The 25,293-nt window shown below is 43.8% G+C and carries 17 protein-coding genes and 3 rRNA genes (1 of these 20 cut by a window edge); 3 read left to right on the top strand and 17 right to left on the bottom strand.

The genetic code is table 11. The annotated features are described in order from the left end of the window. The 5 genes from SRRS_RS00175 to nifJ form a co-directional block, all read right to left on the bottom strand. A 23S ribosomal RNA gene (locus SRRS_RS00175) occupies positions 1-921 on the bottom strand (it extends 1,999 nt beyond the left edge of the window). A gap of 329 nt (positions 922-1,250) precedes the next feature. Next, positions 1,251-1,367, bottom strand: a 5S ribosomal RNA gene (rrf, locus tag SRRS_RS00170). A 196-nt stretch (positions 1,368-1,563) separates the two neighbouring features. Next, a 16S ribosomal RNA gene (locus tag SRRS_RS00165) occupies positions 1,564-3,118 on the bottom strand. The 16S, 23S and 5S rRNA genes sit together here, the layout of an rRNA operon. A gap of 451 nt (positions 3,119-3,569) precedes the next feature. Next, a complete protein-coding gene (locus tag SRRS_RS00160; RefSeq protein ID WP_371365131.1) occupies positions 3,570-4,307 on the bottom strand; it encodes an FCD domain-containing protein in 738 nt (245 codons plus the stop codon). Between the two features lie 373 nt (positions 4,308-4,680). Continuing rightward, on the bottom strand, positions 4,681-8,226 hold the full coding sequence (nifJ, locus tag SRRS_RS00155) for a pyruvate:ferredoxin (flavodoxin) oxidoreductase (RefSeq protein WP_371365130.1): 3,546 nt from the start codon (positions 8,224-8,226) through the stop codon (positions 4,681-4,683). A 134-nt stretch (positions 8,227-8,360) separates the two neighbouring features. On the opposite strand from nifJ, the gene SRRS_RS00150 reads away from it, so the two are divergent. Beyond that, entirely contained in the window at positions 8,361-8,807 is a 447-nt protein-coding gene (locus SRRS_RS00150) for a hypothetical protein (protein WP_371365128.1), read from the top strand. Between the two features lie 122 nt (positions 8,808-8,929). On the opposite strand, the gene SRRS_RS00145 is transcribed toward SRRS_RS00150, so the two are convergent. The 12 genes from SRRS_RS00145 to gyrA form a co-directional block, all read right to left on the bottom strand. Beyond that, positions 8,930-10,012, bottom strand: a complete 1,083-nt coding sequence (locus SRRS_RS00145; RefSeq protein ID WP_371365127.1) for a hypothetical protein — start codon at positions 10,010-10,012, stop codon at positions 8,930-8,932. A 15-nt stretch (positions 10,013-10,027) separates the two neighbouring features. Then, positions 10,028-11,053, bottom strand: a complete 1,026-nt coding sequence (locus SRRS_RS00140; protein WP_371365125.1) for a Nif3-like dinuclear metal center hexameric protein — start codon at positions 11,051-11,053, stop codon at positions 10,028-10,030. Positions 11,054-11,343: 290 nt separating this feature from the next. Next, complete coding sequence (locus SRRS_RS00135) at positions 11,344-11,712, bottom strand: hypothetical protein (RefSeq protein ID WP_371365123.1); 369 nt, start codon at positions 11,710-11,712, stop codon at positions 11,344-11,346. Positions 11,713-12,087: 375 nt separating this feature from the next. Further along, on the bottom strand, positions 12,088-12,921 hold the full coding sequence (locus SRRS_RS00130) for a methyl-accepting chemotaxis protein (RefSeq protein ID WP_371365121.1): 834 nt from the start codon (positions 12,919-12,921) through the stop codon (positions 12,088-12,090). Between the two features lie 68 nt (positions 12,922-12,989). After that, positions 12,990-14,099: a hypothetical protein gene (locus SRRS_RS00125; RefSeq protein ID WP_371365119.1), complete on the bottom strand. Its 1,110-nt coding sequence runs from the start codon at positions 14,097-14,099 to the stop codon at positions 12,990-12,992. A gap of 20 nt (positions 14,100-14,119) precedes the next feature. After that, entirely contained in the window at positions 14,120-15,460 is a 1,341-nt protein-coding gene (locus SRRS_RS00120; RefSeq protein WP_371365117.1) for an FAD-dependent oxidoreductase, read from the bottom strand. 312 nt (positions 15,461-15,772) lie between these two features. Next, a complete protein-coding gene (locus SRRS_RS00115; protein WP_371365115.1) occupies positions 15,773-17,233 on the bottom strand; it encodes a hypothetical protein in 1,461 nt (486 codons plus the stop codon). A 42-nt stretch (positions 17,234-17,275) separates the two neighbouring features. Then, the gene (locus SRRS_RS00110) at positions 17,276-17,737 is read right to left on the bottom strand and encodes a RidA family protein (RefSeq protein ID WP_371365113.1); all 462 of its coding nucleotides are present in this window, start codon (positions 17,735-17,737) and stop codon (positions 17,276-17,278) included. A gap of 31 nt (positions 17,738-17,768) precedes the next feature. Then, positions 17,769-18,194, bottom strand: a complete 426-nt coding sequence (locus SRRS_RS00105) for a hypothetical protein (protein WP_371365111.1) — start codon at positions 18,192-18,194, stop codon at positions 17,769-17,771. Beyond that, positions 18,160-20,028, bottom strand: a complete 1,869-nt coding sequence (locus SRRS_RS00100) for a cobalamin B12-binding domain-containing protein (RefSeq protein ID WP_371365109.1) — start codon at positions 20,026-20,028, stop codon at positions 18,160-18,162. Before SRRS_RS00100 ends, SRRS_RS00105 begins: the two co-directional genes overlap by 35 nt. A gap of 1 nt (position 20,029) precedes the next feature. Further along, a complete protein-coding gene (locus tag SRRS_RS00095) occupies positions 20,030-20,275 on the bottom strand; it encodes a hypothetical protein (RefSeq protein WP_371365107.1) in 246 nt (81 codons plus the stop codon). Positions 20,276-20,644: 369 nt separating this feature from the next. Next, entirely contained in the window at positions 20,645-23,098 is a 2,454-nt protein-coding gene (gyrA, locus tag SRRS_RS00090) for a DNA gyrase subunit A (RefSeq protein ID WP_371365105.1), read from the bottom strand. A gap of 269 nt (positions 23,099-23,367) precedes the next feature. Between gyrA and SRRS_RS00085 the strand changes: the two genes are divergently transcribed. Both SRRS_RS00085 and buk read left to right on the top strand, forming a co-directional pair. Beyond that, complete coding sequence (locus tag SRRS_RS00085) at positions 23,368-24,006, top strand: manganese efflux pump (RefSeq protein ID WP_371365103.1); 639 nt, start codon at positions 23,368-23,370, stop codon at positions 24,004-24,006. A gap of 130 nt (positions 24,007-24,136) precedes the next feature. Continuing rightward, positions 24,137-25,207, top strand: a complete 1,071-nt coding sequence (buk, locus tag SRRS_RS00080; protein ID WP_371365102.1) for a butyrate kinase — start codon at positions 24,137-24,139, stop codon at positions 25,205-25,207. The last annotated feature ends 86 nt before the right edge of the window (positions 25,208-25,293 follow it).

The following is a 25,293-nucleotide window of genomic DNA, read 5'->3' as shown; positions in this document are numbered from 1 at the left end:
ACCAATATGGCCCCTAGCCCTATCAGAGCTCTACCGTCTATACTCATTACCTGAGGCTAGCCCTAAAGCTATTTCGGGGAGAACCAGCTATCTCCGCGTTCGATTGGCATTTCACCCCTATCCACATCTCATCCCAAAGCTTTTCAACGCTCACGGGTTCGGTCCTCCACGCATTTTTACCTGCGCTTCAACCTGGACATGGATAGATCACTGCGGTTTCGGGTCTACAATAACTAACTCTCGCCCTATTTAGACTCGCTTTCGCTTCGGCTCCGTGTTTTCCACTTAACCTCGCTAGTTACTGTAACTCGCCGGTTCATTCTTCAATAGGCACGCCGTCGACCACATAAGGGTCTTCGACTGCTTGTAGACATACGGTTTCAGGTTCTCTTTCACTCCCCTCCCGGGGTGCTTTTCACCTTTCCCTCACGGTACTATGCGCTATCGGTCGCCAAGGAGTATTTTGCCTTGGAGGGTGGTCCCCCCTGCTTCCCACAGGGTTCCTCGTGTCCCGTGGTACTCTGGATTCTGACCATTAGGCTCTGTCTTTCGCTTACAGGGCTTTTACCTTCTGCGGCCTACCTTTCCAGGTAGTTCGACTAGACCTGACCTAACTTCTATCAGTCCTCAACCCCAAAGAGCAAAGCTCTCTGGTTTGGGCTCTTCCCCGTTCGCTCGCCGCTACTTAGGGAATCTCGTTTGATTACTTTTCCTCCGGGTACTTAGATGTTTCAGTTCCCCGGGTGCCCTCCTCATGCGTAATTGCATGGGTGACGGTGCATTACCACCGCCGGGTTCCCCCATTCGGACATTCATGGATCAATGCCTGCTTGCGACTCCCCATGACTTTTCGCAGCTTACCGCGTCCTTCTTCGGCTCTTGGCGCCTAGGCATCCACCGTATGCCCTTAATAACTTGACTTAGTTCAACTGTCTATTGCGCATCATCTGCTTCGTTGGTCCTCAGACGCTTGCTTACGTACTTGTCAGTACGCCGCGCTTCACGTCTTCCGGTCCGCCTCGCATCTGATACACACTAGCCAGTTTCACGTCGCCATATTCATAGCTTACGTTTGCCTTCAGTATATCCTAATTGCGCGTAAAGAACTTCTCATATAATATATGAGGCATTACTTTACTTTTGCTTTCTTCTGTGCAGTTTTCAAGGAACACTTTCTCGACTTTCGATTTACGACTTTAGACTTTCGATTTTCATCGAATGTCGCAGGTCAGTCGTCGAACATCGAGATGAACCAGCAACTTCCTAATCTCCCAGGCCGTTTCCAGCCAAGTACCTTCGGCGTTTATGGGCTTAACTACTGTGTTCGGTATGGGAACAGGTGGAGCCCCACAGCTATCGTCACTGGATTGTTTTGTTTCAGGAATATCTATGTTATCATAGTCACTTGTGTATTTCAACAAGTAACTTATGGTAATTGGCATTCCCTCAAAACCAAACAATGTAAGTGCTTGTGCATCTGCCAAATGTACCGACCTAGAAGTAGCTCGATTTTTATGTCGAAAGTCAAAGGTCGACTATCGAACGTCGAGCAGTTCTCCCTAGAAAGGAGGTGATCCAGCCGCACCTTCCGATACGGCTACCTTGTTACGACTTCACCCCAATCATCGGCCCCACCTTAGACGGCTGGCTCCTTGCGGTTACCCCACCGGCTTCGGGTGTTTCCAACTTTCGTGGTGTGACGGGCGGTGTGTACAAGGCCCGGGAACGTATTCACCGCAGTATGCTGACCTGCGATTACTAGCGATTCCGACTTCACGGAGGCGAGTTGCAGCCTCCGATCCGAACTGAGAGCTTGTTTATGCGTTTGGCTTACCTTCGCAGGCTTGCTTCGCTTTGTTTAAGCCCATTGTAGTACGTGTGTAGCCCAGGACATAAGGGGCATGATGACTTGACGTCATCCCCGCCTTCCTCCGCATTGTCTGCGGCAGTCTCCTTTGAGTTCCCACCATAACGTGCTGGCAACAAAGGATAAGGGTTGCGCTCGTTGCGGGACTTAACCCAACATCTCACGACACGAGCTGACGACAGCCATGCACCACCTGTTTTCGTGTCCCCGAAGGGAGGAACTTATCTCTAAGTTTTTCACTCAATGTCAAGCCCTGGTAAGGTTCTTCGCGTTGCGTCGAATTAAACCACATACTCCACCGCTTGTGCGGGCCCCCGTCAATTCCTTTGAGTTTCAACCTTGCGGCCGTACTCCCCAGGCGGGGTACTTATTGCGTTAACTCCGGCACAGGAGGGGTCGATACCTCCTACACCTAGTACCCATCGTTTACGGCTAGGACTACCGGGGTATCTAATCCCGTTCGCTCCCCTAGCTTTCGCGCCTCAGTGTCAGACACAGTCCAGAAAGTCGCCTTCGCCACTGGTGTTCCTCCCAATATCTACGCATTTCACCGCTACACTGGGAATTCCACTTTCCTCTCCTGCACTCAAGATCCCCAGTTTCCTGCGCCTATACGGGGTTGAGCCCCGCACTTAGACACACGACTTAAGAATCCACCTACACGCCCTTTACGCCCAATAATTCCGGACAACGCTTGCCACCTACGTATTACCGCGGCTGCTGGCACGTAGTTAGCCGTGGCTTCCTCCTTTGGTACCGTCATTACTTTAGATTATTTACCCAAAGCACGTTCGTCCCAAACGACAGAGTTTTACGATCCGAAAACCTTCTTCACTCACGCGGCGTTGCTCCGTCAGACTTTCGTCCATTGCGGAAGATTCCCCACTGCTGCCTCCCGTAGGAGTCTGGGCCGTGTCTCAGTCCCAGTGTGGCCGTTCATCCTCTCAGACCGGCTACTGATCGTCGCCTTGGTGAGCCTTTACCTCACCAACTAGCTAATCAGACGCAGACCCATCTCTAAACGATAGCTTATATATAGAGGCCATCTTTCTTATCTCTATCATGCGATAAAGATACCACATTCGGTATTAGCACCACTTTCGCGGTGTTGTCCCCATTTTAGAGGCAGGTTATCTACGCGTTACTCACCCGTTCGCCACTAAGTTGTTATTGCTAACAACTCCGTTCGACTTGCATGTGTTAGGCACGCCGCCAGCGTTCGTCCTGAGCCAGGATCAAACTCTCCATAAAAGTATATTTATGGAGCCTTGATGGCTCATAAATTCAAAAAAAGAAATTGTTTTGTGTGCTCAATGAGCACCGCACATCTGGCTTTTTATGATGCATTACTTACATTGTTCAGTTTTCAGGGAACGGTTTTGTTGTTGCCGCGTTTTCAGCGGCGACAGTTATTTATGTTATCACGTTTGTTTCATCGTGTCAACATAATCTTTTTTGGTAATTTATTCTGTCACTATATCCGCTTGGTTATAAATACCTTGGATTTGAGCGACTTGATTATACTATCATGCATTGCCCATCCATGTCAATAACATTTTATACCATATAATGTGTTATTCCAAATAAACGTTATAATCTGCCAAAATAGAGCGCTGACTAACACAAATCAAGAAATTACTCACTATTGCCTGATTGTTTCTGCGATCCAACTTTTTTTACCATATGTAATTCATTATTTATTCTACGCATCGTGGTTTCCGTCTATCAGTTCCCAATACTTTTCCACGTCATTCATCAAGTTATTAATATGTTCGGTCATGGCTTCTTTAGCCGCATCCGGTCGCGCATTAACTATGCTCTCATATATCTTTTTGTGATCCACGTATACCAAACTATTAACGTGCAGCCTAATATACTCCAATAATGGCGACAATTGAGTATCTTGACGGATTAAAGCAACCGCCGCCGCCAATACTCGGTTACAAGCCATACCGGCTATTATATTGTGAAATTCTACGTCTTCTTCAGCAGCTCCACTACCACTTTTCAGGCTGGCTCGCTGTCGATCCATCACATTTTGCAACCGTTGCTTGTCTTCCTCTGTTGCATTTTTAGCCGCTAAATAGGCCAATTCGCCTTCGATTACCCGGCGGGCAATGAGTACTTCCAACAACTGCTCCTTTGTATGGCCTTGAACGGCGCCAATCAGCTCGGCTCCCCACATCAGCCTGCGTTCCTTAATATCTAACTCTGCCAGTCTATCATTACCCAGAGCTGATAAGCTTCTCCCTTGGTAACCTGCTTTATCGGTATAGCCGGCAGCATCCAATTCCCGTAAAATGCGTCCAACAGTGGCTTCGCTAATTGAGTGGCCTTGGCTATTTAGTTTAGCACTGATAGATCCGCAGCCCATAGGCTGCAATGAATCCTTCATTATAGCCAACACATCACGCTCTACTTTTTCCCTCTCACTGAGCACTGGTCGTCCCCCCAAAAGAACAAACTTGTAAAGTAGACTTAGATCAAGCGGGATTAAAAGCCCACCTGAAGGTTAGTCGTCCTTATCCAGAGACTTATCCGTTTTTAACTTACATCATAGAAGATGGGAGTCTTAGCGCGAGTTAGTCACCGAATAGCTTATCTATAATTCGTGATTTCAAGAAAAAATCCTCTTTGAATATGCTATCTATAGAATTCAATACAGAATTACAAATAGGATGTTAGTATAAGCTATAGTCCAAGTGCCAGCGGTGGAGTCACTAACATCCTGCTTATTAAAAGAAATTCTTTACTGAATGTCCTAGTGTAAATAACAAAAGAGGGGCCAAAAAAGTCCCCTCTTGATTGCTAATTTATTCTCTTGCTGCCGCGGCTTCTTTGATCCCATTATTTAATTGACCGGCTAGCCGCTTATAGTTTTCCAGTCTTTCTTTGGCATCTTGTTCGGTCTTAGCAAACAAGGCCTCGGCCATATCGGGAAACTGTTTCTTTAAGGACGAGTAGCGCACTTCACCCATAAGAAAATCATTGAATTTCATGGTCGGCTCTTTGGAGTCTAACATAAACGGATTCTTGCCCAATTCTTTTAGTTCTGGGTTGTAGCGATACATTGCCCAATATCCGCTGTCAACAGCACGTTTGGCTTCCAATTGGCTGCAGCCCATACCACTTTTCAAACCATGGTTAATACAGGGTGCATACGCTATGATAAGTGACGGTCCTGGATAAGCCTCTGCTTCGGCAATGGCTTTTATAGTTTGCTGTTTATCGGCCCCCATAGCGATTTGTGCTACATAGACATAGCCATAGCTCATGGCTATCATGCCAAGGTCTTTTTTCTTGGTGCGCTTACCGCTGGCGGCAAATTTAGCAATTGCCGCAGTTGGCGTAGCTTTAGAAGACTGCCCACCGGTATTAGAATACACTTCCGTATCAAACACCAAGATATTAATATCTTCCCCTGAAGCCAACACATGATCAAGACCGCCAAAACCAATGTCGTAAGCCCAGCCATCGCCGCCGAAAGCCCAATGAGACCGTTTTACCAGGAAATCCCTATTCTTGTATATTTCGTTGAGTAGATAATCATTGCCTTTGGCTGCTTCTAAAAGAGCAATCAGTTTATCCGCCCTATCCCTAGCTCCTTCACCTTTATCTTTATTTACTAACCAATCTTCACAAGCGGCCCTGAGATTATCGCTAATATTGAGTGTAACGGCTTCCGAAATATCCAAGGCCAATTTGGCTCTTATTTGTTTTACGCCAAGAAACATACCGAGCCCATACTCAGCATTATCTTCAAACAAAGAGTTCCCCCAGGCTGGCCCATGCCCGCGGTGATTCTTAGTATAAGGCATGGATGGCGCACTGGCCCCCCACACCGAAGAACAACCGGTAGCATTGGCAACCATCATTCTGTCACCATATAATTGGGTTACCAATTTTGCATACGGAGTTTCCCCACAGCCAGCACAGGCACCGGAAAACTCAAGCAACGGCTGCTCAAATTGACTGCCTTTTACATTAAATCTACTTAGAGGATTAACTTTAGAAGATAAAGATATGGCGATATCCCATAAGGGAGCTTGATCTAACTGAGTCTCAAGCGGTTTCATTTCCAAAGCTTTTTGTTTGGATGGACAAATCTGTTCACAGTTACCACAGCCCGTGCAATCATAGGGTGAAACAGCCAGCCGGAAATTGAGATCTTTTATACCTGTAGCGGGTTTAGTAACAAAATTCTGGGGAACATTTTTCAATTCTTCTTCACTAATTAATATGGGCCTTATCGCGGCATGCGGACATACATAAGAACACTGGTTGCATTGAATACAGTTGTCAGACAACCAGCAGGGAACATTAATAGCAATGCCACGTTTTTCATAAGCTGACGTACCCATCGGAAAATTACCGTCTTCCCTGCCAACGAAGGCGCTTACAGGTAGCTTGTCTCCTTCTTGCCGGTTCATGAGAACTAGAACATTTTTAATAAAATCTGGTGCTTCTTTGACAATAGCACTTTTCTCTTGGGCTTTTCCCCAGAAATCCGGAACAGGAATCTTGACAATAGCTTCTACGCCCTTATCGATGGCCAGGTTGTTCATATTGACAACTTTTTCGCCTTTGTTGCCATAGGATTTTACGACAGCCTTTTTTAGATGGTTAATAGCCTCTTCAAGCGGAATAATGTCGGCAATTTTAAAGAATGCCGATTGCATAATCATATTAATTCTACCGCCAAGACCGATTTCCTGAGCTATTCCTACAGCGTCCAGTGTGTAAAAATTAATATTATTATTAAAAATATAGCGTTTCATGGCGGCAGGTAACTTTGTTTCCAAATCCTGCTCGGTCCAGTTACAGTTTAAGAGAAAGCTCCCTCCCTTCTTTAAACCTTCTAACACATTATACTTATCTACATAAGAGGGGTTATGGCAGGCAATAAAATCGGCTTTGTTTATCAGGTAGGGCGATCTTATTGTTTTTTTGCCAAACCTCAGGTGAGAGATGGTAACACCGCCGGATTTTTTAGAATCATAGGCAAAGTATGCCTGCGCATACATGTCAGTATAGTCGCCAATGATTGTAATGGCATTCTTGTTGGCACCAACCGTCCCGTCTGAACCAAGACCCCAAAACTTACACGCTTTAGTTCCAGCCGCAGTGGTATCAATGTCGTCACCAAGAGGCAGAGATGTATGCGTTACATCATCAACAATGCCAACAGTGAAGTTATCTTTAGGCTGCTCTTGGTTAAGATTTTCAAAGACAGCTTGAATATGTCCAGGAACTACGTCTTTGCCACCGATGCCGCACCGGCCACCCACGATAAGAGGCTGCCAATCTCGGCCATTGAATACTGCTTTTACATCCAAATATAATGGCTCGGCAAATGAACCTAGTTCTTTTGTCCTGTCCAAAACCGCAATCTTTTTAACACTTTTAGGAATATACTTGAAGAAATGCTCTATGGAAAATGGTCTATATAAATGAACAGTAAGCAATCCTACTTTTTCACCTTTAGCATTCAGATAATCGACTGTTTCTTCAATCGTTTCGCAAACCGACCCCATAGCAACAATCATTCGCTCAGCATCGGCAGCACCATAGTAGTTAAAAAGATGGTATTCCCGGCCGGTCAATTTACTAATTTCAGCCATATAGCTTTCAACAATCTCTGGAATAGCCTGGTAATACCGGTTAGAAACTTCTCTTTGCTGAAAATAAATATCAGAGTTTTGTACCGATCCTTTCATGACCGGATGATCAGGATTTAACGCTTTTCTCCTAAATTCGTCCACCGCATCCCTATCTAACAATTGAGCCAATTCGTCATATTCAAGGACTTCGATTTTTTGGACTTCGTGGGAAGTCCGAAATCCATCAAAAAAGTTGAGAAACGGAACTTTGCCTTTGATTGCAGACAAATGTGCCACGGCACCTAAATCCATAACTTGTTGCACACTGCTTTCGGCAAGTAAGGCATATCCAGTTTGTCTGGTAGCCATAACATCCTGGTGATCACCGAAAATGCTAAGCGCATTAGCACCAAGCGCTCTCGCACTGACATGAAATACACCAGGCAAAAGCTCACCGGCAATTTTATACATGTTAGGGATCATCAGCAGTAGACCTTGCGACGCTGTATAAGTAGTGGTCAAAGCACCTGCCTGCAAAGATCCGTGTACAGCTCCGGCCGCCCCTGCTTCGGACTGCATTTCCACAATCTCTACAGTCTGACCAAAAATGTTTTTTCTCCCCTGAGCCGCCCATTCATCAACATGTTCTGCCATGTTTGATGACGGGGTAATCGGATAGATGGCTGCTACATCTGTAAATGCATAGGAAACATGAGCTGCAGCAGTATTACCATCCATAGTCTTCATTCTTCTTGCCATAAAAAAAACTCCTTCCCTTTACGCTAAAAAGTTTGTCATTTAATCATTGCCTTAAAATCAAAATGTGCCTGTTAACCAGCACACTTCCAATAAACCAGCATAATATATCAAATAAATTGAAGGGGGGAAAGTTTATGAATTATTATTTTTCCTGGAAGGCCGAAAAAGGAATTGACGTTAACCCTGGTGATTATTTTGAGACAGCAATAATTGCGGATGAGAAGATTCTACCCGAAACAGTTGGTCGTGATGAATATAATTTAGGCGGAATGCTGCTGCCGGAAAAAAGAGTTGCAGGGTTTGGGCGTGTAAAAACGTACAATTTGGGAAATCTTCCGGCAGGCTTAGGACCTATTGAAGCAGAACCCTCCAAAAAAGTGGTTTTGCAGGAAGACATTCTACCAAAAGTTGCTTTTCGAATTGCCACCAACATCATTTTAGACCAAGGTTTGCTTGCTCAATACTTATGCCTTGATGTTACACGCGATGATGGAACGTCAATTCAAATTCCCTTGAGTCGGCCCGATGTAGCGATTAGTTGGCAATCGCGCGGCGATTACATAGTCACTGCCCAAATATAAAAAACTCGGCTTACAGAGCTGTTGTTCCCTATCCTGACTTTAAAAGTTATAGTAGGGGTGAACGCGCTGGGGTAAGTAAGGCTTGTGCCTATTCCTAAAAATTGGGCACAAGCCTTATTTTCTTATTTCAGTACGAGTGGAGTAACAAATTCGGCAATCAGATAGGCCGTGACAATTCGCATTACAATGCCAACACAAGCTGCTTTTGCAGCCTCAGCCTCACTTAGATCGGAAACGCCTTTCCAAATCATAGGAATTTGTCCAAAAATTACGCCAAGCGGGAATCCGGATGCAGCCAGAACAAATGAACCGACAACAAGCTTAGGAGAAAGGGCAGCAGCAGTCTTGGTCAGCATGCCCATAGCCAAAGTTGGTGAAGCCAATACAGAGACAATACCGGTTTCCACATCAATCGATAAGCACGATAAGGCAATGCCCAGCCATCCTTGGATAACCTGCCAGATCCCCGTATATTCCAGGGCGCCTATAATACTAAACACAGCTGCTGCTGCAGGAATTACGATTAGAAAAAGAACTTCTGCCCCTTCCCTGGCAGCTCCAAACAATACGCTTAACCACGGAGTCTCAGGCGTAAAAGCAGGCAGATCTTCAAGCGACACAGCTTTTGTATCGCGATACAGTGTATGCTTCAAAATAAAAGGAACAATCACTAGCGGCAAAAATATAGCTAAAATTACAATCGGGAAAGCGTTGATTTTAGCAGCGGTTAAACAAACAAGCCCCAGCATAAACGTTGAAAAGGATTGTTGAGATTGAACCATAGTCGCAATAGCAATTTTTTGTTCATCTTTAGTAGCTCCTGCCTTTTTAACAATAGGTCCTGCAATTTTACCTGCCGCATTAATATCACCAATAATGTGGTAAATAGCCGGTAGTATTACGGCTGGATTTACACCAATTCTTTGTGTTAACGGTATGAAAATGCGAACAAGCGCATCGGTAAAACCCGCCCGTTCCAATAAACGTCCCATAATTACCCCACAGATGATTGCCCAACCCACAATGTTCATTAAAAAAGCATCAAAGGCAATTGACTTTACTTTTTTAGCTGCAGCAGTAAAAGCACCTGCTACCGGCTCCGGATAAAGCAAGGCTATTAGTGCAAGAAAAACAAAAGCAAAGCCTACATATTCGATTTTCTTCATTACCCTCTTTTTAACTTGGGAGTTCACTTCTGCTTGCATGTCTTTACCTCCGTATTATTTATTAGCGTTCGGTAAAAGAAACTGATTGGCAATATGGTCAGCGTATTGGCGAATTGCGGGATTACCAGCCATAGTAATGGGAGTGGAAGTGATTCTTTCCCGGAAGAGTACCACTTCTACCTCGGGCAACAGCTTACTTATTGCCGTTGCTAAGGGCAATCCATTTTCAAGGATCTCCATCGCATGTGAATTACCGACAACGAAATTCATGTTCAACTCTCTTGCTTTGGCTACAAGCTCACTGTCGATTCTTACACGGCTGATTGAAGCAATAACTGTATCTGCTTCAGGATGCTCGTTTTTTACTTTTTCAAGATGCTCACCTGTAAAACCGGTGTGAGGGAAAATATGCACAACAGTATGAACTCTATCCTCACGGCTACCCACCAAAATTTGCCCACCGGTAGCAACATTTGTCTCGCTAATATGACTGCAATTACGAGCTTCTCGCTCAGCAAGAAGCATTTTCTCCTCCTCGCTGATTCCCATGAATTCGTTTAAGCGATCTAATATATTCCCTAAAGTTGAAACTTCATTTAGTGCCTTGCCGACATACAAAATATTTCCCGGAAGACCGCCATACGCAATATCAACACGAAATGCTTTATGTCCATGAATATAAGCAATTCCAGGATGCAAGCCATGAAAAGCCTCATGAAGTTCAAAAACCGATACTCCATATAATCCTAAGTAGTTTCGCATTGTTACCCCACCCGAGTTAGCAGCGTCAGCGATAGGATGATGAGCAACAATGGCATCAACCCCGGTTGCACCTGCTAACTCGATATTACATTCTGTCAATGTCATGGTCACCGCAATTTTTCTGACCGATGCTTCAAGATCCCCATAGACCAATCCCGGAGTTTCCATGCACCCTTTTCCCGGGATATTGGAAGACTTCATAACTACAAATCTGTTCTTACCGCTAAAAACATCCTCTAGACTTTTTACGCATCTACCACCCGTAATTTTGTCCAGTACTCCTAGTACATGTTTTACCTTGATAGCATCATCATTCATAATCTTCCTCCTATTTCTTTCATTTTCTTATCCTATTTCTGTTCTTGTCCACCGCCTGTATTTCTACCACCTTAGTTATCTATAAAAAAATACGACTTGCACCGAGTCGTCGGCGAAGAGAAAGCCGATGTTGCCCTTATCCGGTCAAAAGGTATCCTTTCCTATCGGGATAAAAAGCAAAAAGCTACCAGCATGAACTATGTCCCCGAATACGTGCTCGGCGTATACAAGGCATTGTTTCATAACCGGTAGCTTTCAGCGCTCATCCGAGTTCCTACGGCCGACCTTTATTAATTATTTTTCGTTTCAATATGACCGTTATCTTCTAAAATAATAATCGTCGCCGCCAGCTCCGCACTAGGATCATAATCTTTTAAAATACATTTTACAGCCAAACCTGCCTGTTGCTTTAGTTCGTTTTTTAGTTTGTGTTTATACTCCTTTAATAAGGCCACATCAATCATTCGCGTTGTCACCCGGTCTGTATCATCCAATACGGCAAGGGCTGGAATTCTTTTATTATCTGCAATAATAACAATAATCTTTTCATCCAAAATCGCTACTCTCTGCCGGCGCAACCCGGCACCATACATACTGATGTTCAAACGATTGTTTATCCGGATAATCTCTTGTTTGATATCACAGGATATGGACTGCATACTCCCCTCCTCCCAAGCATCTTGGAGTTAAATCTTTTTTTCTGCATACTCTTCGTCATAGATTTGTTTATGCTGTTTTATTCGTTGTCGAAAGCAGAATCCCCCCTTATAATAATCAGTATATTAGGAATATTTTGCAGATAAATCCATACGTAAGAAATGGCTGTTAGTAATACATCCTTAGCCAGAAAGATAAATTGCTCATCCGTGATGATTTGTAAGTATAATTCTACCTTAAAGCGTAAGTTCCTGCCGAATTATAAGTTTTTTAAAAATATTTTGTAAAATTTAGTCTGCCAGTCATTTCACTTTTCTGAAAAAACTATCGTTGTAAAGCTATTCACTGGCCCAATAATATAAAATCTAGCCTGTCGCTCATCCTTGTGTTAAATCTTCAGCCATTTTATCTAGTTGCTGAGCTAATAAACCGGTTTCCTGTATAGAGTCCGCTACATGTGTAGCTGCTTCTGCGATTTGGGATACCATATCGCGAACTTCATTCATCTGGCAAACTGCTTGGTAGCTATCCTCTTTAACATCGCTAACAATAGCATCGATTTTTCGTATCGATTCTGTACTAGTCGCCGCAAGTTTCCGTATTTCGTCCGCGACCACCCCAAATCCACGTCCTAGCTCACCCACTCTTGCCGCTTCAATCGCAGCATTTAACCCAAGCAGATTAGTCTGATTAGCAATTGTTTTCACCATAGCTAATACCTGATCGGTTTCAGCTACCCGTATCTGCGAATGTTGAAAGGAGTTAAGCATCCGTACCGAAACAGCAGAGATTTCTTCCGTCTGAGCAGATATCTCTTCCATCGTACTGGCTAAGGCGTTGATATCCATACTCAATTTAACCGACATTGCTTTTAAAATATCCTGACGTTCGACCGTTTCCGTGATTGCGATAGTTCCGAGAACATCATTCTGATCGTCTATAAGGGGAATCACGGTTGTGACAAACGGCTTACCGCTATACGAATTATCTTTTCTCATTACAATACGGCTACGCGCCTGCATTGCCTGAAAAGAAGCCATTCCCGGTTTAACCGGCAAACCAATTTCCATTTTTAAATCAAATGTTCTACTCGGCTTATAATAGACGATTTTCTCACGGTCGGAAAGAAATACACCTACATTTAACAAATCGCAAATACATGGGGCCAGACGAACATATTCATCAAGCGTGAGTGCTTTTTGGTTTGACACTGCTCTTACTCCTCCAAATGGAAAGAATTAAAAATAAGTGCACTATTTTCACTCTCAATACAGATTAATCAAAATGTTACTGTCTGCGGACTTTGCCACAAGCGCCTTGACAATAAGATAGTATCTACTAATCCCTGTGCCCCATGACGCACTATATTATGAACCGGCACTCGAACGTGCCTTTTAATTAGTACTTCTAGCCGCACGGGATCAACAAAAGCGGATCGGTAGGTTTGTGTTTTTACCCGATATTCGGGGTAGAATGGGTTTACAGTTATGGCCAATAACGGTACACGCCTCGCTACCCCGACAAATACCCCAAATTGATGTATATCCCGGATTACATCACAAATGGCAACCGGCTCTCCTATCATTAGCAATTTAATTGGATTATCAAAAGTTAAGAATAATCTTCGAGGATTTTTTTGAAATATGCTCCGTAACGAGATCAGCGCCTTTTCACTCATTACACCTGGTATAAATAAATAACTTCCCTCCGGCGAATCCGAAAGTATCTCCGTAACGTCAGCCTCTGTGAGTAATGACGATGATGGCCGCCTTTTGATTACAGTAAACCCAGGGTCCAATAAAACGACATCGCGAAACTGTTTTTCCAATAAATCATAAGCTTGTGGAACAGCCGGCAAACTGCATATTTGCTCGATTAACTCGGTCTCTCTGCCGAGCTGAATAATATTTTTGGTTTTTGCGGCGCCGGTCGCTAAAATAAAACCTTCTGTCTCAGCCAGCGGTGCTATCCGATTTAGTGCACCGTCAAATATTACAACACCCGGACCGATTTGGCGCAACATGGCGGCCACACTTTTTACATCAGCGCTCTTATTCGGCCCTGCAGTAACCGCCAATCCCGCCCTTTTGACTTCAGCAATCCGGACTCTCCCTAAAGGAGTGTCAATGTTAGTTTCCTCTAAAACCCGAAACCCTGCCGTGCAATTTTTAAAGCATTTCTCTGCAGTAGCAATAATATCACCCGGCTCAACCCATAATTTAGGTTTAGGTAGTCCGGTAATATTATCAATGTTTTCGCCATCGTATCCAATGCTGGTAATAGACAAAGGTATACCGCGCATTCTCAATTCCTGGCATATTGCCGCTGTAGTAGTAGTTTTTCCTGTATTTTTCGCGGTACCGGCAATACCTAGATTAAGATGAAGCATTGTTCTATCGCCTTTAACGATTAGTTTTGGACCGGCTTAGTTGCAGCAGCTTCTGAACAATGAGCCATCAGATTCTTCGCAAAAAAGCCCGTCATATTAACTTGATTGACGGTTTCTCTGATTTTTTGAACATCGGTAGTATATAGATTTTTGCTCTTCATATGTTCAAATAATACTGAACCCGAGAAAGTATATTTCTTGCTTAATCCTTCTTTTGTTTGCATCTTTTCTTTTACGTAGGCAATGCCTTCACCACAGGCCAGGCTTTGGGGTATTTCAATTAACTCCAGACCCAGTGCAGATCTAGCCGCATTATGACCAGCTACTGTTCCGGTTATGATTGCTTCAGTATGACCTACGAGCAAACCGGCCTTTTCGCCACCGCAAAAGACATTTTGCAACCCTGTTACTTGTAAGCAGTTATCTCTAGGCAGCATTCCAAGGTAACGCATAGAGTTGCCAATACCACCAGCGTAAGGATCTTCAAATCTGGCATTTTCAAAGCCAGGTATTTGACGAAGAGTATCCAGCGGATAGTAAGCAGTCATTAGCTTGGCATGCCCTGTATCTAATAAGATTACATTTTCAGCGAACTCCTTTAAAGCATATTGCTGACATGCCTTTTGCCCTAGTGAAGAGATACTTTTTTGCAAATTCTCCGGTACAGGGACAACACATACGCCAGTATGATCCAACTCCTCCACGATATTTGAAGCTAATGAATCTTTATGAAGTTTGCAGGAACCACTCATAGCCCCATAGGTTCCATCGGGTTTTTCACCGATTATTTCGGTTACTCCGGCTTTAGCGGCAATACTGAAGCGTGGTCCAAAAGTCGGACAACGGTAAATACACATCGCACAGCCATTTCCATACTTTATACAGTTACCCATAGGGCCTGCCGTCCCGGAAACATCAACAAACACGTCTCCCTCGGCCACTATTGTATCGCCGTGCATTTCATCGGCAATGACTTTTATAATTCTGCCATCCTCTATTTCGACATCTTTGACCCGGCATTTCAAATGAATTTTCACACCAGCAGCAAACAATGCTTTGCGAACCGCCGGTTCAATGGTAGACACATCATATAAATTCGCATGTTTATGTCCTGGAAATTCAATGTTCTTATGCCGGGCGTTTTCATCAGCAATCTCAAATAAATCGCCGCCACCCATAGCAATCATTTCTTCTGTTACGGTAAAGCGGCCATTATTGCGCATAATACCGCCTACCAGTCCAGTACCAAGCAACATGTCTGCCCGTTCAAACAGTTCTACATCACAACCCACTTTCCGGGCCGCCAACGCAGCTGCAGATCCTGCCCAGCCTCCACCAACAACTACTACTTTTTTAGTCATTGTATCCCTCCTATTTTAGCTGCACACTGCAACAGTTACATAAAATACATGCACGAATGCCAATTCAATACTTCCTATTTCGGAGAATTCTTACAAATCCCTGCATATTTTTACTTTGCGCAAAAATTAAGGATATTCTGTATTTTAAAGATACACTTAAATAATTCAGACCCTGGCATACAACCTCATTAGCAAATAGATTTAAGAGCAGCTAACCATGCTCACAGATGTAGATCTGATATTCATGCAGGCTGAGGCATTGAGGAATGCCCCCCAATGCCATTGCCTACACTGCGTATTCAGCATTGTCGCTTAAATAATACCTGCATACTTAGCAATGATCTCCATTAAGCGCACCTGTGATTTTACACCATATCTCATAACATCTTTTAGCAAATTTCCTTTGCTATCTGTTGTGGAAAGATCAGGTGAAATGTAGATATTACCGTCATATGCTATTGTCGGGATTACGCCCATTTGCGCCATGCCGGATTGCAGCAGGTTTGTACCGGAATACATATCTTCAATTGAGAAAATTGGCATTCCCAGTTCGCCGTTTGCCCAGGTGGCTTCGTAGTTAATTTCAACAGCACGGGAATTATGGGACTTATTGATGATAATGCCTGCTTTTAACTTCGGATGAATGTTTGCGAACTCTTCTACAACCACCTCATATAGGTCATCTACGGATTTAGTGTAAACTTCAGGGTGATCGCGCAGCACAGTCAACGCCTGTATTTGGGTTGCAAGAGCTTCTTTGCCGGGATCAAAGGTCACATAGGCAGCTTTACCATAAGAAGAACCCGTACCCCATCTATCTCCGTGTACTCCCATAGCCCGGCGGATAGGAACCATAATATCTTCTTTACCAATAATCAAACCACTAGTAGCTGCACCACTAGCCTTGTCCATACTATAGATAATGACATCGGCACCGGATTTCCGGATATCGTGGCCTATACCAGGTACGCCCCAGGCATTATCAATAACATAAGGAACACCATATTCTTTAGCTAATTTGGCATACATTTTTTGCAATACCGGGCAACCATCCTTATCTTTACTACCATAACCATAACCCGGAGTCTCATAACCCAGCGAGGTAATACCGGTAAACATACTGGCATGTATTTGGGCGAATTTTTTCATTTCTTCATAGGTTTGTTCAGGGTTAACCTCAGTTAAGAGCGGTACCGGATGGGATTTGATGCCATGAACATCATATTTTCCACCTGCAAGCGGCACAATGACAGTGTCCAAGTTATTTTGGCGTTTGCCATAGAACCCAAGCTCACCAGGAGTAGTACCGCGGTCGGCAATAATATCTTTATAACGGCCAGGGAATGGTCGGCCATAGCCACCCTGATGATGGAAATGCTTTTCGAGCGGGGCAATGTAACGAGCACGATAATTATCACCACGACCCAGATTAGGAGGGGTAAACAGAGAGTCGAAAGTTACCCACAGGCCTGCCTCACAAGTACTGGTCGGCACAGCATCATATTCATCACCGTAAATATCTTTAACAAGTTCGCGAATTTGGTCAACCATAACAGCCAAAGGAATTACTTTTTTTCCAGCTTCTTCTCCTGCATGCATAATATCGTCACGAAGCGGCGCCGGGCAGCCCGATATACCACCCGTCAAACCAAACTTGCCACGAATATCTGCCGGAATATTAAGTTCTTCCGCAGCCTTACGGGCATCTGCATAAATGTTTGCAGTATTTGCTTGCAGATGCTTATACATTTGATATTTGTACTTAAAAGCCATAATAAAATTCCTCCAGTATATTTTTATTTATTTTAAATTGGGTTACGCTTTTACTTTGACAATCATTTCTACTTCACAAGCAGCGCTAAGCGGCAATTCGTTTACCCCCACGGCCGAACGGGCATGCTGGCCTTTTTCGCCAAATAAAGCACCGAGAAGCTCCGAAGCGCCATTAATTACTTTTGGTTGCATAGTAAAACCATCAGCACTATTTACAAAACCAACTACTTTTACAACTTGCTCAATGTTATCAAGACTGCCAATTTGGGCTTTGATTACACTAAGACAATTAAGAACACAAACCTTGGCAGCTTCGTATCCTTTGGATTCGTCAAGATCTTTACCAACCTTGCCCTTAAATACCAATTCCCCATTCACAAAAGGAATTTGACCGGAAGTATATACATAATCGCCCACTTTAACGGCGGGTACGTATGCCGCTACCGGCTTTGGTGCTGCCGGAAGCTCCAGACCCATTTCTTTCAATTTTTTTTCAATACTCATCTTGTTGCCTCCCTTAATAAATTAGGTTTTTTTATCTTTTAAAGGTAATTTTATTACCTAAACCTGCCTCCATCTCTATGCCGGTTAATAACTTATCGGTTTGAATGACGATATTGAGATGATTAGGCATATGAGTTTCATCATAGCCCGCCAAAGTACCAATGCACTTTTCATCAAGTAACACCCTGTCCCCGGAGACAATTACTCCTCCGTTTGCTACCTCGAAGAAGCCCAGATATGCAATCTGGTTGACTTTCTCACCTGGCCTTGCTGATTCATCAGTCAATATAAGTTCATGTACATCATGAGTTCTGAGACAACGGGAAATCGGCGTAATCAATTCAAGCCCCCTGTCTTCCATCCGTCCATCAAGGATAACTACCAATGAACCGTCAACCTCTTTTTTTTCGGCATACGGATTACTACAAAATTTCCCTGCCGCATAAGGATCTTTCATATTTAACGCACCCCTCTCTTTTGCGCACTGTCCCCTTGCCGGCTCGTCCGGGGTATGCCCCTTCTTCTCTGCTTCCCAGGAGCCCCTCATGAATTGCGCTGACAAACTCACCACAGCGAATAACATCGTCTAATACTTGACTAATTCCCTCAACAATGCGGTCAGCATATACCTGTGCTTGTTCTGTCTCTTTAACACGGGCCTGCCCAAAAAAGCGGAAACTTTCTGCAACTGCGCGTAAAGTGTCTATTTTAGCAGGAATGGTAATCGGCCCCCCGGAATATGCCTCGTCGGTCGATGCTATAGAAACAGCATCCACACCTAACGATGCTGCCAAACAAGTATGTAAGGCTGTCGTCATGGCTGACTGCACCCGATCTTCGGTATGTGTCAAAAAACCAATTGGTGCTCCCGGCCAAATGGGCGCATTGATGATACTACGCAACGCAAACACTTTTCCAGCATTAAAATCTATATAGTTGTCCTCCATATATTCCTGTATCATAACTTCAGGAGAATAGGCGAAGAGTGGCTGCAATATAGGACGGGCACCAAGTCTTTTTGCCAAATCGGCAACGATTAGCATACCGGCAAAAGCCTTGTACGCCGGAACACCGGCTAGTTCTTCATTTGTTACAATGTCAAAAGGCATACCATATTTTGCAGCATATAGTATGGAATGACAGCCGTCGACAATCATCCGTTCAGGATCGGTGCCGGCTCCTAGCGCTCCATAGCATATATTGATCTTTGTTAGGTCAGCACCTATTTTACCCGCCAACACTACTGTCTCTGGTGTATTGAGACCCCTATGCGCCCGGACCTGCCATAAAGTAGATTTTTCCAGACCCATGTGTATACGGTTAAGATTAGCTGGGGTAATAACGGTTCCATCTTCCTGATGAGTTAAAAATCCGTCGAGAAACCCTTCGGTCCTGGCACCCCATGAAGGGTCGAAATGAACTACACCATCAGCGCCCCAGGCTTCACTTGTCACAACATGACCGACATCCATAAAAGGACATCCTGTGCCATATTGATTAAATATCAACGGCTTTCTACTGGTGTGTTGAAGCTTCATCACTGACATCCGGTCTTTTATCTCTTCCAGATATTTCTCAAAACCACGCACTTCATCAACTCTGAACCGCCGGGTCTTAGGATGCAATTCACCTAACTGATAATATTTGCGTGGAATATCGCCACACAACTCTGCATAAACCTTTTCAAACTCAGGGTTACCCTGACGATTGCGCCATCTTTCCACATCCCAAAGCTCTTCCCGCACCTTGGCTCTCTCAACCCCGGGAGATGTCTTATCCTGTACCCACTCCAAGATCCTTCCTGTAATGAGTTTAAGTTTGTCGCCAATGTCCTTATTAAGGTAAGCGTAATCATATCCGTCCGTCATATCCCGCTTAGCCTTCTGCACCCGCATTGAGTCAGGTTTATATTCCCGCTCCTCAACAAAACATATAGTTTCTTCTACTGTTGTTCCCGGACCAAACCCTTTATCAAAACCCAGTTCTGCCGCCAATTCAGGGCGGATAGCCATACCCCCAATACCAATCCTGACTTTCTCCCGTATTCCTGTTGCATCAGCAAGGTCAATAAACCGCGCCAATACATCCCCCACACCATAACCTAACGTTCGGCTCATCAGCAGTGTGTCTACATCCGGAATTGAAAGCGCTTGCTCAACAATTTCTTCCGAGGTTAAATCCGGAGGTAAAAGGATGGTTCTATGCCCTTCCTTTTCCAAACCTCTGGCGATCATTTTTAGTCCAATATCATGGACTGGATCAATAGGGATAAGCAGTACTTTTCGTTTCATACTATTTTCCTTCCAATCCGCCATCAACCGACAGCCAACCGTATTCATCCGCAGGCCGATGTACATATGCCCTTCCCCTAACCCGAACGCCTGGGCCCGCAAATTGCGCAAACACAATATCGACATCTTTGAAGCCCATACTTTTTAGTAGCATCAGCATCAAATTTCGCCCTTCCTGCTCACTATGGCAGATAAAGAACGTCTCTATATCGAGAGCGTCCATGACCTGCTTTAATGACCCCAACATCGCGGTACCTCCAAATTAGTTTTTACTCATCTATAATGAGCAGCGAAATATTACAGAGTACCTTACAGAGTACCTTACAGAGTACCTTACAGAGTACCTTACAGAGTACCTTACAGAGTACCTTACAGAGTACCTTACAGAGTACCTTACAGAGTACCTTACAGAGTACCTTACAGAAATACTTTGTGTTAAAAGTTAGTTTCACTACTCATCTTTGATGACCTGTTTGATAATATCTTCTACTAAGAGGATAGATTTTCCTGCAAGCACCGAAGATTTTTTAAAATATTTTTTATTTTGCTAATCCTGTCAAGTTATCTACCAACAATTACAAAAAAAACGCCCCACTAACGCAGGGCGCTTATAACCTTAGTCGTTATTCGCTTTTTTCTCAACAACCGCCAAAGCAACCACCTGATCTTTCGCATCAGTACGCATGACTTTTACCCCTTGCGTACTGCGGCTGGTAACGGAAATAGTATCAATTTCCATTCTGATAATAATTCCGTCACTTGTAATCAACATTAGCTCTTGGCCTGGTTTAACAATCTTAATTCCGACGACACAACCGATTTTTTCTGCTGAGTTCGGTTTGATGTTAATTACGCCTTTACCGCCCCGGCCGGTTACACGGTAGTCGGTAACTGGTGTTCGTTTACCATAGCCTTCTGAGGTTACCGTTAACACATCGCCGTCTTTTTTGGCTACATCCATACCAATTACTTGGTCACCATCTTCTAAAGATATACCTCTTACGCCGTGAGCTGTACGTCCCATTACCCTTACATCGGCTTCATGGAAAACGATGGCTTTGCCTTCCCGGGTTCCCATAATTACATCAAGTTCACCATTCGTCAGCTTAACACCAATTAAATCATCATCTTCATCCAAGGAGATGGCAATTAAGCCGCCTTTGCGGGCAGTATCAAAGTCAAGTAACTCTGATTTTTTAACGGTACCCTTTTGGGTAGCCATAAATAAGTAGCGTTTGCCGGTAAACTCTTTTATCGGAATAACCGCCGTAATTTTTTCGTCTTTTTCCACCTGCAGCAGATTCACGATGGCTGTGCCTTTTGCCGTCCGGCCGGCTTCTGGGATTTCATAGCCTTTTAACCGGTACACCCGGCCCCTGGTAGTAAAGAACAAGAGGTTATGATGCGTTGTGGCCACAAACAAATGCTCAACAAAGTCTTCCTCTTTTGTTCCCATACCGGTAACACCCCTGCCACCGCGCCGCTGACTGCGATAGGTATCAACAGGTAAGCGTTTGATATAACCTTGGTGGGTCAAGGTGATTACGATATCTTCTTCAGCAATAAGATCTTCCATATCCATCTTGGACACATCGCTGGTAATAATGGTACGGCGTTCGTCAGCAAACCGCTTCTTAACATCTTGAAGTTCCTCTTTAATGATGTTTAGAACTTTGCCTTCGTCGGCCAGTACACTTTCCAACCATTCAATGGTTTCCATGATATCTTTATATTCCATCTCGATCTTTTCACGTTCCAGACCGGTCAGGCGCTGGAGACGCATATCCAGGATGGCTTGCGATTGTTTTTCGCTTAAGTCGAATTTATCAATTAAAGCATTCTTGGCTATCTCAGGAGTTTGCGATTGCCTGATTGTGGTGATAACCGCATCCAGGTGATCAAGCGCAATCTTCAAACCTTCTAAAATATGCGCCCGTGCCCGCGCTTTGTCTAATTCAAACTTGGTACGGCGGACAATAACAACTTTTTGATGGTCGATGTAATGATGCAGCACTTCCTGCAGGTTAAGTACCCGGGGTTTACCGTGAACTAACGCCAGCATATTAACCCCAAATGTTTCTTGCATTTGCGTGTGCTTATAGAGCTGATTCAAGATAATATCAGCATTGGCATCACGTCTAAGCTCAACAACTATCCGCATGCCTGTACGGTCACTCTCATCCCTGAGGTCAGTGATCCCGTCAATTACTTTATCTTTGACAAGGGTAGCAATGTTTTCAACTAATCTTGCTTTGTTAACCTGATAGGGTATTTCTGTAACTAAAATCCGCTGTTTCCCACTGGACATGCTTTCAATTCTGGCTTGAGCCCGCATTTTTACGCTGCCCCGTCCGGTAGTATAGGCTTGTCTAATACCTTCCCGTCCCAAAATTAGAGCTCCTGTTGGAAAGTCCGGACCCTTAATGGCCATCATTAATTCCGGAATAGTTACCTCCGGGTTATCAATCATCATAATAACGCCATCTACAACTTCGCCAAGATTGTGAGGGGGAATATTAGTAGCCATACCAACTGCGATTCCTGAAGAACCGTTTACCAACAGGTTAGGTATTTTTGCCGGCAATACGGACGGCTCTTTTAATGATTCATCATAGTTGGGAACAAAATTAACGGTATCTTTTTCAATATCGGCCAGCATTTCTTCAGCAATCCGCGACATCCTGACTTCAGTATAACGCATTGCTGCCGCAGAGTCGCCGTCAACCGAACCAAAGTTTCCGTGTCCATCTGCCAGCATGTAGCGGCTGGAAAAGTTCTGGGCCATTCTCACTATAGCATCATAAACCGAACTATCACCGTGAGGGTGATATTTACCTAAAACTTCGCCGACAATACGCGCCGATTTTTTGTAAGGCTTATTGGCAGCCATCCCGGCTTCATGCATAGCATAAAGAATCCGCCGATGAACAGGTTTTAAACCATCCCTGACATCTGGCAGCGCCCGCATAACAATTACACTCATAGCATAATCGATATATGAATTTTTCATTTCGTCTTCAATTTTAATTGGTAAGACCTTACCCAAACCAAAATCAAAACCTTCTTGCACAAAACCACCTCAATAATTCGACATTCTACTATATTTTCCCCACTTAAGCAAAAAAATCCTGCATTATTTCTGCTTATATCTAAAAACTATCTATTTAATCCTGCCTGTAACCGAATTTTGCCACTAACCATATACTACTATAGAAAACAGGAGTTGTGTCAATCCCTTAGCTAAAAAAAGTCGTTGCTAGCATCTTTTCAAAAAAACAGGCCTTTCTATTAGGCGAAAGCCAAATTAGTTTTACCATTATACAGGAGGCGTTTCGGTTCATGAGCATTTTCTATGTATTGTTGCTCGGCTTGGCTGTCAGTATTGACGGCTTTGTCGCAGGTATAGCTTATGGCCTTAAAAACATCCGCATGCCTTTTGCTTCTCTGTGCATTGTCGGAGTTGTGGCCAGTATTTGCACTGCTATAGCTCTGGCTATGGCCTATATGGTAGGTCAATTTATTAACACAGCTATCGCTATCGGTATTGGAGCTTTTTTATTGATTATGCTGGGCATCTGGAGTTTATTTCAGCAGTATTTCACCAAGGATGTTGCATCTTATGAAATTGACGGTGAAGTTACCGCCAGGAATTTAACGTTTTCTTTAGGCCGTTTAGTTATTAGCATAATGGCTAAACCGGAAACGGCTGATGTTGACAGATTAGGATATATCAGTTCACTGGAAGCCATATTCCTAGGTCTGGCAGTAGGTGCCGATGCGATGGTAGGTACCTTTGCCGCCGCGCTAATGGGGCCGCTGCCTCTCTACACACCAATAGTCATAGGAATAATACATATGGTATGTATTGCAAGCGGCTACTACTCTTCGCAAAAATTCTTCCCTGAAAAGTTAAAAAAGCGCTTTCCCTATCTTCCTGGAACATTGTTGATCCTCCTTGGATTAATCCGGTTAGGCTAATACTTTTCAAAATTTTTATAGTCGCGAGCGTCTAGAAAAAAAGACGCTTTTTTCTTTTTCATTTCTAGGACTTAACAAAAATGGTTAATAATACTACAATAAGAATAACAAAATAAAATGGAGGTTAGTCATGCCTTATAAAATCTTAACTATTAATCCAGGGTCAACATCCACAAAGATTGGTTTATACCATGATACTGACGAAGTTTTTGCTCAAAATATTAGCCATAGTTCCGAAGATATTGCTAAATTTGCTAGTATCATCGACCAATTTGAATACCGACTGGAAAAGATCAATGAAATTTTAGCGGAAAAGAATGTCGCTGCAACCGATTTGTCAGCAGTAGTCGGCCGCGGCGGATTATTAAAACCCATGGTCAGCGGTACTTATCAAATTAATGAGACTATGATTGATGATTTAAAAAATAGCCGATATGGTGCTCATGCCAGTAACCTTGGCGCTATTCTAGCCGACTTAATAGCCAAACCAACTGACTGTCCTGCTTACATTGTTGATCCGGTAGTTGTTGACGAATTAGCTCCGGTAGCACGGATTACCGGCCGTCCGGAAATTACCCGCAGAAGTATATTTCATGCTCTTAACCAAAAAGCAGTTGCCAAAAGGTTTGCCAAAAGTATCAACCGTTCCTATGACAGCCTCAACCTAATTGTTGCCCATTTAGGCGGCGGCATTTCTGTTGGCTGCCATACCATGGGTGATGTCGTTGACGTTAATAATGCCTTGGACGGCGAAGGTCCATTTTCACCGGAACGCGCCGGTACAATTCCGGCCGGACAGTTTGCCGAATCAATTCTCAATGAAAAAATAGATTGCCGCTCTGTATCCAAAATGTTAGCAGGTAAAGGCGGACTTGTCGCCCATCTTGACACCAATGATGTACGTGAAGTAGAACGTCGTGTTGCTGCTGGCGATAAAAAGACTGAACTTATTTATGAGGCTATGATCTATACGGTGGCTAAGAGTATTGCAGCAGCTGCTGTACCTGTCTGTGGAAAAGTAGATTATATTATTCTTACCGGCGGTATTGCTTACTCTGAAAAACTTACCGCTAAACTCAAAGAATATGTTGGTTTTATTGCTCCTGTTACTGTTCTTCCCGGCGAAAATGAATTACAAGCCCTGGCCGAAGGCGCGTACCGCGTACTTACCGGCGAGGAAGCGGCGAAAGAATATAAGTAATATGGTAAAATCCCCGGTATAAAGCTTAGAGCTTTATACCGGGGATTTTTTATACTGAAGCTATTTTAGCTCACCTTTAAAGAAGG

This window comes from Sporomusa rhizae (assembly GCF_041428845.1).
GTDB lineage: Bacteria > Bacillota > Negativicutes > Sporomusales > Sporomusaceae > Sporomusa > Sporomusa rhizae.
The sequence above is the reverse complement of the archived record's forward strand: the minus strand, read 5'-3'. Positions and strand labels throughout refer to the sequence as shown.